General features: G+C 38.2%; 10 protein-coding genes and 4 pseudogenes. 4 read left to right on the forward strand and 10 right to left on the reverse strand.

Features of this window, described 5'->3' with window-relative positions:
• Window positions 1-125 precede the first annotated feature (125 nt).
• The 3 genes and pseudogenes from IEW93_RS20935 to IEW93_RS20945 all read right to left on the reverse strand — a co-directional run.
• Window positions 126-224 (reverse strand): annotated as a pseudogene (locus IEW93_RS20935) (Y-family DNA polymerase); the annotation flags it as partial.
• 12 nt (window positions 225-236) lie between these two features.
• Window positions 237-644 carry a LexA family protein gene (locus IEW93_RS20940; RefSeq protein WP_182745212.1) on the reverse strand — a complete coding sequence of 136 codons (408 nt, stop codon included), beginning with the start codon at window positions 642-644 and terminating at the stop codon, window positions 237-239.
• A 764-nt stretch (window positions 645-1,408) separates the two neighbouring features.
• A complete protein-coding gene (locus tag IEW93_RS20945; RefSeq protein ID WP_188741153.1) occupies window positions 1,409-1,696 on the reverse strand; it encodes a hypothetical protein in 288 nt (95 codons plus the stop codon).
• A gap of 239 nt (window positions 1,697-1,935) precedes the next feature.
• Between IEW93_RS20945 and IEW93_RS20950 the strand changes: the two are divergent.
• Both IEW93_RS20950 and IEW93_RS22150 read left to right on the forward strand, forming a co-directional pair.
• A pseudogene (locus tag IEW93_RS20950) lies at window positions 1,936-2,060 on the forward strand (IS66 family transposase); the annotation flags it as partial.
• Between the two features lie 57 nt (window positions 2,061-2,117).
• Window positions 2,118-2,351: pseudogene (locus IEW93_RS22150) on the forward strand (transposase); the annotation flags it as partial.
• Between the two features lie 140 nt (window positions 2,352-2,491).
• Here the strand turns inward: IEW93_RS22150 and IEW93_RS20955 are convergent.
• From IEW93_RS20955 to IEW93_RS20980, 7 genes are all read right to left on the reverse strand, one after another.
• Entirely contained in the window at window positions 2,492-2,833 is a 342-nt protein-coding gene (locus IEW93_RS20955) for a type II toxin-antitoxin system HicB family antitoxin (RefSeq protein ID WP_188741154.1), read from the reverse strand.
• On the reverse strand, window positions 2,830-3,084 hold the full coding sequence (locus IEW93_RS20960; protein ID WP_188741155.1) for a type II toxin-antitoxin system HicA family toxin: 255 nt from the start codon (window positions 3,082-3,084) through the stop codon (window positions 2,830-2,832). Before IEW93_RS20960 ends, IEW93_RS20955 begins: the two co-directional genes overlap by 4 nt.
• A gap of 83 nt (window positions 3,085-3,167) precedes the next feature.
• Window positions 3,168-3,353: a site-specific integrase gene (locus IEW93_RS22155; protein ID WP_223417394.1), complete on the reverse strand. Its 186-nt coding sequence runs from the start codon at window positions 3,351-3,353 to the stop codon at window positions 3,168-3,170.
• Between the two features lie 847 nt (window positions 3,354-4,200).
• A complete protein-coding gene (locus tag IEW93_RS20965) occupies window positions 4,201-4,926 on the reverse strand; it encodes a TylF/MycF/NovP-related O-methyltransferase (RefSeq protein WP_188741156.1) in 726 nt (241 codons plus the stop codon).
• 216 nt (window positions 4,927-5,142) lie between these two features.
• A complete protein-coding gene (locus IEW93_RS20970) occupies window positions 5,143-5,844 on the reverse strand; it encodes a hypothetical protein (RefSeq protein WP_188741157.1) in 702 nt (233 codons plus the stop codon).
• A gap of 53 nt (window positions 5,845-5,897) precedes the next feature.
• Window positions 5,898-6,152: a DUF4573 domain-containing protein gene (locus IEW93_RS20975; RefSeq protein ID WP_188741158.1), complete on the reverse strand. Its 255-nt coding sequence runs from the start codon at window positions 6,150-6,152 to the stop codon at window positions 5,898-5,900.
• Window positions 6,153-6,176: 24 nt separating this feature from the next.
• Complete coding sequence (locus IEW93_RS20980) at window positions 6,177-7,415, reverse strand: MFS transporter (RefSeq protein WP_188741159.1); 1,239 nt, start codon at window positions 7,413-7,415, stop codon at window positions 6,177-6,179.
• A gap of 196 nt (window positions 7,416-7,611) precedes the next feature.
• Here IEW93_RS20980 and IEW93_RS20985 point away from each other — a divergent pair.
• A pseudogene (locus IEW93_RS20985) lies at window positions 7,612-8,112 on the forward strand (ISAs1 family transposase); the annotation flags it as partial.
• A gap of 485 nt (window positions 8,113-8,597) precedes the next feature.
• Window positions 8,598-10,931, forward strand: a complete 2,334-nt coding sequence (locus IEW93_RS20990) for a YobI family P-loop NTPase (RefSeq protein ID WP_188741160.1) — start codon at window positions 8,598-8,600, stop codon at window positions 10,929-10,931.
• The last annotated feature ends 91 nt before the right edge of the window (window positions 10,932-11,022 follow it).

An 11,022-nucleotide genomic window follows, 5' to 3' on the forward strand; every position in this document is an offset into this window, starting at 1 on the left:
TTTTGATCTCGTATACGATTGCCATGTGGTGATATCCAATTCATTCAGTCTGTAAACACAATAGTGGACATTCTCACATTGTCAAACGTGTATAGTTAGAGAGTGGAAGTAAAAGTGTATGGGTGATTGTTACTTAATACAATGATGGGTTTACCACGCCAATCAGGCCTAAAGACTTGCTCTGCACTGCAATAAAATGAGTTCGCATCCACCAAAGCAAACATGTTTCACTCTCCTTACTTACCAGCCAGTAACGGGCTTTGCCGATGGCACCGTATTGAGCGAATAACCACGCCTTCAATACTGAAAGAGTCATAATCATTGATGGGTTGAGGCTGATGATTTTCATTGGATGACAGTAGCTGTCTGCGAGGTTTATCAAGGATTTTGCATACAAACTCACCATTGAAATTAGCCACTATTACATCACCATCACGAACCGTTTCATGCCTGTCCACTATCAATAAATCACCATAGAAAATTCCCACACCTTGCATCGAATCACCAGTGGCCACACCAATGAATGTGGCACTAGGATGCTCTATAAGTAGCTCATCTAGACTTAATGCTAACTGTAAATATTCTGAAGCTGGAGATTCGAAACCAGTAATACCAGCACTTGCATGAATAGGGATAATGCGCATATTTATAACCACTGTACGTTTGTACAGTTATTTTATGCGATCTAATTTTTATTGCTAGATCTTTAATGTTTTTTTCGCAGAAGGAACCTCTTCAAAAATAAGACCAGCATACGCCAGTCATTATATCTATCTGATTATATCATTTAAGTTTCTATGATGTTGGTGATGTGTTCGTTTAGCTTGGAAAATTAAGAAGAGGTTATTGCTTTTGTTGTAACGTCTCAAAAATATTAGTGGTGTGCTCGCACCTACTTGAAAAACACTAGGAAAGCATCTTCTCAACTAGCAATTTCTCTCCTGGTACGAGGTAATTCAATATTTCCATGCTCAACCTAAGTAAACTAACTTAACAGTTCAACCCCAAAATTTTTATTGAATTTGCTGTAAGGATTACTAAAGCCATCACAGAATTAGGCGGCAAAAGCATCAGCTTTGCCAATATTGTCAGCGTGATTTAATCTACTAAAGCTTGGAAGTTATGGACGCCTTTACCGGTTGTGGAAGTGGCCAGCTCGCGCCAAGCTTTATAGTATTGACGAAACAACAAAGGTAAATGGCTTAACGCCATTTGAATTAATCATGGCTTGCCTTGATGAACTCTGCACCAGCACCGGATATTGACAGCCTGTTACCTTGGAATGTTAAAAATAGCTGCAGTTGACTAGATGTTTACAACAGAGCCAATAAAATTAATGGCTCTTGACGCTCTTCTAGGATCTTAAAAAACAAAGCTCCTCAAAGAAGGAGCTTTATTATCGTGAGATTTACTTGTAGTACTGATAACGTCGTTTGGAATTATGCTTCCAACTTTTTGCTAGGTCAAACACATACGCTGGGTAGTCATCCCATGGGTTAGCTAACGATCTTCCTCGTGCTGCTCGTAACTTGATTGGGTAACCTTTGCACTCAATCATATGTAGGAAGTAATAACCCTTTTCCTGTTTTGTTGAAAAGTGCTTGTGGGCTCCACTGCGTACGCTGGGATAATAACCCCAAAAATATTGACACTGGCTTTTAATACGATTTCGGTACTGATGTTTTAGTTTTTTCATTTACCCTCCAGGTTTACATTACCTAGAAGGGATCCTCTGCAAAGTAGTTCATTTATCCACCTTATATGTGCTGTCTAACTTAGTCTTACATATCAACAGTATGATCATATGAGTTATATTTGTAAAATCATCTTTCATTGTTATTTCCTGGTGATAAGTTTACTCAGTCAACTTATCACCAGGAAGCCATGTTCATGCAATACGATATTGAGCTCAGTCGCCAAATCATGAGCAGCTGGATAGATGATGGCAGACTAAGCATCGATAATAATAGATCTAACCGTACAGTAAAACCATTTGTGATATGCCGAAATAATTGGTTTTTTGCCACACGGCAAATGGGGTCCATGCCAGTGGCACGCATTAAAATATAGTCGAAACGGCGAAGGTAAATGGTCTAATCCCATTTTATTACATCATGGTTCACCACAGTCTATACTGGCTGTTGGATGATTCAATGGGTGAGGACTATTGCCTGATTTATCAAAATCATGCATCAGAGAATTGGTCATTGTTACGCAAACTATCGTTAAATATGCTCCGCTCAGAATCATCTAAGTGAAGTATACCCATGAAACAAAAACGAGCCAGGATGAAACCAGAATATTTAGAAGACGTTTTGAGTGCAGGCTTAACCGAGTTGGTTGAAATTTAATTCAATATTTCCATGCTCAACCTAAGTAAACTAACTTAACAGTTCAACCCCAGTATTTTTATTGAATTTGCTGTAAGGATATGACATTAGCTGCTCGACCTTCGTCAAATGGAAGTTCTTCTGACATTCTAGTTTCCGTCCTACGCTGAATGTGCAATGTAGTCATTGACTGCATTTTCTACCGCAGCATTCAAACTAATGCTTTGCGATAGCGCTATTTCATTCAGTCGAGCGTGAACCTCTGGCGAGATCCGAACGTTGAATTTGCCAGAGAAGTTTTTATAAGGCTCAATGCCACGCTCCTGACACATCTCTAAAAAAACGCTTAATGACTTCGCGCCCTCGGCTTCCAATTGATTGATGCTTTCACCGTAGAAATCCGCGCCGCCGTTTAACCCAACGAACTCTCCACGGAATGTTTCAGCGTCTGGATCAAAATTAATAAAGGCTTTTACCCCGTTGATCATCATTAGATTTTTCATGCTTTTACCCCGTTTCTTTCTAACCATTTTTTGACGCTTACCACTGCGCCTTTGTCAGTTTCTTTATGAGGATGTGGGCGGTGATATACCTGAACTTCACCAAACAGCACCACACCAATTCGAGAACCCTCACGTTCCTCTATGTCTGCCCCTAGAGCAATAAACAGCGCTTCAATATCAGACCACTTGATAGAACCGCTGACAGGTCTAGCAAAAATAGCCGCTAACGTTCTTAAATGTTTTTTGTTCATAAAGCCTCATAATCCGTTAAATTCATAGTACCACTTTTTAGTATCATTTCAAGCGGATTTGATACTATTTTTTAGTACCATCATTAAAAGGCATTTGCAGCTATAGCCCCCATAGATACGGGGTCAGTTGTTAGCAGCTTTTGCGTGGTTTCGAGTGTGCGATTACCTAGCATGTGATGTATGTGGGCAACATCGTAGCCTTGGCGGTGAAGCTCTACGGCGAACACTCTGCGGCCAGATAACACACTTGGCGACTTGTGTACGACCATAATAAAGTTTGATAAAAATTATGGTTGTCATGAACGGTAATACCGCTATTGTTTGATAATTTATCTGAGGACGAATGTCAGTTTCTGATAATTAAGTTTGATCATTTTCAAACTCACTTTTGGACATTTTCGTGTTAGGACTTTTGCTCTAATGGAAGCATTTCAGATTACCAAAAGTATGGAAAAGCTCTAAACCTGTGGCCAATTTTTATCGGCCACAGCATTGGTTCGCTGACAGATTTTTTAGATGCTTAATCAGAAACTATTAATGCCGGCAGTTTGATTTAAGCCCATCCGATCTCAAGCATCTGCAGCAGCACATTTGGTACGACAAACAACGAGCTCGCCCCCTGTTGATGCTCTAAAGTGTAGTTGATGATCGAAGTGGTGTGTGTTTTCAGGAATATCGCAATGTGTTTGGCGAGGATGCCGCCAGAGCACTGTTGTTTCTCTTTAATGCAATGACAGCTAAGGCAGATCCTGAGTTTCCCTTTCGTGGATTGCCGGACATGATTTACATGGACAATGGCCAGATCGCGAAAGCCGAGTATTTCGGAATGTCATGGCCTACCTCGGGATTGAGATAAAAATCCATGAGCCGGCGAGTAAAACCAATTGACGCAAAACTGCTCGGTCGAAAGGAAAACTTGAAAAACATTTTTGGCTAAATCGATACCAATAACTTTAATATTCATGATGGAAACCTCCTGAAATATTTGTCAGCTTTAAGCTTGGCATAATACTGCAAGCTTAGGTGCTGAGGCATCCATCACATCACTACAGGATTACCAGCCCAGTTTGGCGGATATAATCGCACCGAAGGAATTATGTGTACAAGCCGCCACACCTACACTATCAAAAATGCTTCCCCCTGAGCACCCATAAATTCATGTTGGATTGTTAATTCTAGATTATGTTTCTTGATAAAGTCTTCAACTGCCTTTTGGCAAGAGTCTAAATGCCAATCGTCAAAAATAATACACCCCCCCTTTGTCATATGTGGGAATATTCCTTCAAGAGCATTTGTGTAAGATTCGTAGGAATCGACATCCAACCTAGCTAAAGCTATTTTGTTAAACGGAGGGGAAATAAGAGTATTACTTACATCACCTTCTAAAAAATGTATTCGGTTATCTAATAGACCGTATCTTTCAAAATGAGTTAAAACCTCTTCTTTATTTGCTTCCCAGCGATCTTTCCAGTTATCTACAACATCTTCCTTGTACTCATATTTATTAGACGAGATAGGAATTCCTGAAAACGTATCTGCTAGCCAAATGTCTCTCTTAGAATCGTATTCCTTTAGAAATGCTTTCATGAATATACAAGCTCCTCCTCTCCACACACCAACCTCAATGAAATCCCCCTCAATTTTTTCTAAATGGATATATTCCATGATTTTCTCGAGTACTAATAACTGTTGGTCGTTGCAAAGTGTGTGTGGTAAACAAGTTCTAGGAAGTAACCATGAGGGATACGAATAGTATTCTCTATCACAAGCAGCGCTATTTGTTCCCAAGTAAATATAATTATTTACAACCTTTTTAACCAATTCCAAATATAAGCTTTTCATGAAAAAATGAGCCTTGCTTTAGTTTTGCTGATAGCATTAAAACTTATTAATTATAATGCGCGCAAAGTGATTGAGATTATTCAAGCGTGTCGTCAGTATTTTAATAAAATGTGCTTGCGTATATTATATTAATAAATTCTGCTAGAGCATTTAGTTTATCACATTTAGGCTGAGTAGTTGTAAATGATAGTTTCTATAATTAAGACACTTAAATAACTAAATGTGTTTACCTACAAACATAGGATCTCCATTTCTTGTTCCTATGCGGTAAAGTGATTCTATCATTTCTTCTGATGAGTCAGCTAACTGCCAACACATCAATAAGCGGATATCTCCGTCACTTGCTTCATACTTTTCTGTGCGGTGTACTGTTGCGGTTCCATCAAATGCAATAGCTTCACCATCTTTATATTTGTGGCGGATGGAATTTTCCTCATAGTTAAACATATTTCTTGGAGTTGAAGTAGTTTCGAGGCCACCTATATGATTTTCAAGTGTAAAAAGTGGAGTCAATAAGGTTATGCTTTGGTTCTTTGATAGTTTTTCGTCAACCATATCAGAATGCCAACGTCCGACAGGATAGCTTCCGCGGACTTCGATAATGTTCGCTTGAACAACACGCATATTCTCATATGGAACATCAGTGAGAGATCTTGATAGAGAAAGCTCACATCCATCTAACACATCTCTAAATAATTTGATCGCTGCTTCAGACTTAGCAAAAAACCAGCGCATTTTAATTTCATTATCACTTTTTACAGAATCATCATGATGTTTTATCCCGATATCATCGGTAGGCTCGAAATTGGAATTACGCAAATTATAATAAATTTGTCTACACGGTGATAAAGCCTCATTTGAAAACGAAATTTTGGTAATCCCTTTGGTTTTAAATTCTATTTTTTTGTTAATTATCATTTTACAACCTCGAAAATGCGCCTAAAAATTAAAGGCGCACTCTAACTTCTTGTTTAGTGGTTAAAATCAGCGGAAACATATCCTGACAATGTTAAGATATTCGATGATTTCTTTCCGATTATTTCATCTTGCATACGAGCTGGTTTAATTTCAGCGGCTTGTCGAGCTGGTTTAATTTCAGCGGCTAGTCGAGCTGGTTTAATTTCAGCGGCTTGTCGAGCTGGTTTAATTTCAGCGGCTAGTCGAGCTGGTTTAATTTCAGCGGCTTGTCGAGCTGGTTTAATTTCAGCGGCTTGTATATTTAACATTTTCATTCCTTTTTATTAATTGTGCTAGCCCATTGCTAGCGTTTTTTTACTTACTTCCTTACTACCTATCAGCAAACACGATGCAGATATCGTAAGCAAGGCCAGACACATTAGATATGGCAACCAAGTGGCAATTCCGATGAGTCCAGTTCCTAACAGTGGGCCGATAACGTAACCCATTGCTGAGAAGCTAAAGATATAACCAGCAACTTTTCCCTGTTCGTTGCTTAGCACAAAAAACGTTAGATGCGTCTGGAGTGACGGTATTAAATATCCAATACCTACGCCAGTTATGACAATAGAAAGAATAATTGCTACAAAGTCTATGTATACTGTCGCAAATGTTAAGCAAACTAACCCTACTCCAACTAGGGCAATACCTAAATAAATCATTATTTTGTAATTTATCTTGTACCTTTGTATTAAGATAACTTGAGTAAATAGCATTGCTAAAGCGAAGGTCGATAAAATAACCCCGGTTTTTCTTGAAGCTTCATCACCAGAAATTAAAAATAAATCCTGGGTCAAAAATCCTAAACTTTGTTGAAGACATGAAAAAATCACATTAACAAGCATTAGTGAGATCAAAGTTGGAAGTATCCGTCTATCCCAAAACTTTAGAGAACTATTTTTATGTTCTTTCACCTCTACAGTTGCATTCGGAGGGGAATCTTTTAATATAAAAATTGAGGCAATAGCAAAAATAATGGCTAAATATGATATTAAGTAAACAGGGGATAATACATTGCCGCTTTGATATACAAACACTAATACTGGGCCGACTACTAACCCAATACTATAAGACGATGAAATAAGTGCAATTGAAGATACCCTCTCTTTTTCGTTCTTTAATTTTGTAACGTAAGCCATCGCAGCAGGGTGTGTTCCGGCTGTCATTGCTGCGTATATCATTCTAATTATTATTAGCAAAAGTAGGATACTTTCTGGAGAATATACTTCCTTTTGTCCTAGATCTAATACATAAGCAAAAATATATGTTCCTGCGCCGAAAGAAACCAAACCAAAAATAAATACGTATTTGATATTGATTCGGTCTAATATTCGCCCCCACAACAACGAGAACAAAACAAGTATCGCAGCAGAGCAGGAAATTATCACTCCTACACCAGAGTCCATAAAGCCAATAGTCCTACTGATCGGTGCAAGTACAGAGAAGAGTACTGACTGACCCATTCCATTTATCATTAATCCAAGAAACAAAAATATAAGTGAAAGTGAAAGATTAAATATAGTTTTTTTCATAGAAACTCCATTTCGTTAATTAATTGCAACATAATTTAATGCTAATGTAAATACTTCGAATCGGATTTGTTTCCACGGCTAGCGCATATTAATCCCTGATTCTAACACCAGGGCGGGATCATACTTTGTTAACAGTAGGGAACTTTTTCGTATCGGCATGATCTGATCAGGCATGTTATTGTACTGAACCTAATCCATGTCCTTATTTGAACACTTGAAACTTATCGAAGACCCTCGCACTCACATCAACCTAGACCATGATTTGGTTGATATTATTTTTCTTGTTTTAGCCGCAATCACTTCAGGTTGTGATGGCTGGCAAGCTATTGAAGAATTCGGCAACGAGAACCTATCTTGGCTACGTAAACATCGTGATTTTGACAACGGGATCCCGACTCGGCATTCCATTGCCCGGATCATTAAAGTTATCGATACCGAAATACTGGTGTTAACGCTCTTTCGCTGGGCAAATAGCTTAAGAGAGGCTTCATCCAAGCCATTGATCGCTATCGACGGTAAAACGTTGCGGGGTGCAGTTAATCAACATGGCGCTAAAAATGCGCTACACCTCGTTTCGGCTTTTGATACCGAACAAGGTATTGTGCTCTATCAGCAAGATACACAGACCAAAGGTAACGAAATCGCAACGGTTCAAGCGTTGTTGCACATGTTAGACATTAAGGACGCAGTTGTAACCGCTTGCAGGAGCTGCGGATTTAGCTCGTTAACTACTATCGGTAATCAGGTAAGGCCATATAATACCTCTTTCAAAGCTCCTCATATCACATGATAGCTCTTGTGTGTCTATAGAATAATGAATTGCAGCAAGACGCCCATTTGAGAACTGTGCTTTTTGAATAAGCTTTGTTAGTGATTAAAACAAGAGAAATAAGGGCCTTTTGACGATAATCACCAAGCTGTAGATCAACACCAAAACAAAAATAGATTTGCGCCTCTCAATCTCAAGTCACTAAAACTATACAAAGACACAATAACATTACATTTAATGCTGGCATAATGTGTCATATTTGTGTAATCCTTGTTTAAGATACTCGGCAACTAAAGGATTGTTTTGTGGGAGTTAATCTCAAATCAAAGTTAAAGGGCTTGGTCATACGCTTTTTAGATTGGAGCGTAAAAGTATGCTCAAAATGCTTATATCGATCTCTAACGGATAATAATGTGGAGAACGATACCCAACGCTTTCGGGCTCTCACTCCAGTTATACTCAAAAAATCTGATATCAGCGAATATGAAAGACATTTGTTAGATGCTCTACAAGGGAAAACGGACAAAAACGTCTATAACATTGCGATAACTGGAGGCTATGCTGTCGGTAAAAGCTCATTCCTTCGAACGTTTATGCACTACAACCCGCAGTATCGTAATTCCCCAATTATCTCCATGGCAAAATTCGATGGTCCAGCGGAAGACGTTGTATCAGAAGAAAATTTATTAATTTTAAAAACTCCGACTCTGGTGGATACAAATACCCACAAACAAGATAAAAAACAAGAGGGTAAAGATAGCCGAACTGCTGATAATATTGAGACAAGTATTCTTGAGCAGTTGCTATATTCTCAACCGGCAAATCATTTTCCACTATCAAAATACAGGCGAATTAGAGAAGCTCCTTGGGCATGGCAATTTGGATACCCTATTACGGTGTTGTTCTTAGCCACAACGTTGGCTCTTCTGCATACTCCAAGTCGAACATATATCATCTCTGAACAACCAGAGGTATGGATGCTCGTAGGGTGGTTACCTAACTGGTTTATCTTTGCTGTAGCTATTTCGCTTACATTTTTGCTTGTCCGTAACATACTTATCAAATTTTATGGATTTAGTCTGAATAAACTCACACCGAAAGGTGCTGAGTTTGAGCGTATAGCTCAACGTTCATTTTTGCATGAAAATATTGATGAAATTGTTTACTTCTTTCAGAAATCGTCCACTTTTCCTCACGTTGTAATTTTTGAAGATATTGACAGGCTTGGCAACAGGCAAGCTCTTTCAGTTCTTACACATATCAGAGAAGTTAATCGCTTAGTCAATGTGGCCCTTGATGAGCCAGTCTATTTCATCTATGCAGTTAAAGATGAATTATTTACGCCCGATAGCCGAACAAAATTCTTTGACCTGATTATCCCTATCATTCCCGTGATTAATTCCCAAAATGCTTATGAGAAGCTAAAAGTGGAACTGGGAGATGAGTTGACTAAAGATGGTGGATTAGATGACGAGTTGGTCGAAAACTGTTCGAGTTTCTTCGACGATTTAAGGCAAATTTATAGCCTTGTAAATGAGTATAAGCTGTATAAAAAATCGCTCTTAAAGGAGCATCGATTAGATCCTGATCAGCTTTTCGCTATTTTAGTTATCAAGACACTAAGTCCTAAATCTTACAGTGAACTAGCTAGCAGAGCAGGTACCTTATACAACGTATTTAACTCAGTATCAGAAATAAAAGACAATGCGTGTAAACATTATGAAGAACAACTATTAGCTATAAGAGAGAAAAAAAAACGTAAAGAACAACTCCTACTTCAACATAAAACGGACTACCTAAAACTATTTTGGATGTATTGTAATGAGAATAATGCAAGGGCAGAAGGTTTTTTAGAGTTTCTAAGTGAAGAAGGTGAAAATGAAAGCTATTCTACATCAATCACTCCAGGTTCTAAATTTGAGCAGGCATTGCTTTTGGATTCATATGATAAATTGTGTTTTCATATGCAACAATATCGTGGGAACAGCCGAGTATCAGTCATAAAAAATAAGTTACTCACTTTTGAAGGGCATAGCTATAAGGAATGTGTTGCTTTATTAGAAATTAGTGAAAGTTCTTTTGATGAAGAGATGAGTTTAATTCAAAAGAGTATTAATGACATTCGCTACTTACCGTTTTCTGGTTTAGTAAAAAAACCAACAACAAAAAATCTAATACTGGATAAGATAAAAGATGAAGAGCCCATCATTCGTTTCTTGGTTAGTCGAGGATATATTAAGGAAGACTACTACGAGTATATGAGTTTCTTTTACCCCGGTGAGTTAACGCTTGAAGATAAAAATAAAGTCCAGCAAATAAAAACGGGTGAAAATTTACCTATCGAGACAATTTTCAATAATCCTGCTGCAGTAGTAAAAAAACTGAAACCTTCTGACTTTGCACAAAGTTTTGTACTACTTCCATCAGTGATAAATGAGTTATTCTCATCGGCAGATGAGAATAAATTGGCTGCGGCGTTTAGGTGTTGTAACGGCCGTAATTACGAGCTGGGAAGAGCTTGGTTGGCTCTTACCTCTGTATACAAAATGAGTTTTATCAGAGAGTTGTCCAAGCATAATCTCAATATAACGGTGTCACTATTCGAATCTCTACTCTCTGGCGCCGAGTCAACAGAAGCTGCAGCAATAGACTATTTAAGTTCAGTACTCCAATATTGCCCCTCAAATCTATTACCAAGTACGTGCTCGACCTGTAACCCTCCCTTAAAATCAGAATGTTTTAAATAGAGTTTTCCATTTACACTAAACCAAATGGAGAATCACATGAAAAAGATACGTTTTACTGAAAGCCAAATTATCAACATCCTCAAAGAAGGCG

This window comes from Shewanella inventionis, from assembly GCF_014641855.1.
In the GTDB taxonomy this organism is placed as follows: domain Bacteria; phylum Pseudomonadota; class Gammaproteobacteria; order Enterobacterales; family Shewanellaceae; genus Shewanella; species Shewanella inventionis.

Bases quoted from the DNA above. Each gene is read 5' to 3' on its own strand.
- IEW93_RS20940 (WP_182745212.1), bottom strand. From the start codon at position 644: ATGCGCATTATCCCTATTCATGCAAGTGCTGGTATTACTGGTTTCGAA.
- IEW93_RS20945 (WP_188741153.1), bottom strand. From the start codon at position 1,696: ATGAAAAAACTAAAACATCAGTACCGAAATCGTATTAAAAGCCAGTGT.
- IEW93_RS20955 (WP_188741154.1), bottom strand. From the start codon at position 2,833: ATGAAAAATCTAATGATGATCAACGGGGTAAAAGCCTTTATTAATTTT.
- IEW93_RS20960 (WP_188741155.1), bottom strand. From the start codon at position 3,084: ATGAACAAAAAACATTTAAGAACGTTAGCGGCTATTTTTGCTAGACCT.
- IEW93_RS22155 (WP_223417394.1), bottom strand. From the start codon at position 3,353: ATGGTCGTACACAAGTCGCCAAGTGTGTTATCTGGCCGCAGAGTGTTC.
- IEW93_RS20965 (WP_188741156.1), bottom strand. From the start codon at position 4,926: ATGAAAAGCTTATATTTGGAATTGGTTAAAAAGGTTGTAAATAATTAT.
- IEW93_RS20970 (WP_188741157.1), bottom strand. From the start codon at position 5,844: ATGATAATTAACAAAAAAATAGAATTTAAAACCAAAGGGATTACCAAA.
- IEW93_RS20975 (WP_188741158.1), bottom strand. From the start codon at position 6,152: ATGTTAAATATACAAGCCGCTGAAATTAAACCAGCTCGACAAGCCGCT.
- IEW93_RS20980 (WP_188741159.1), bottom strand. From the start codon at position 7,415: ATGAAAAAAACTATATTTAATCTTTCACTTTCACTTATATTTTTGTTT.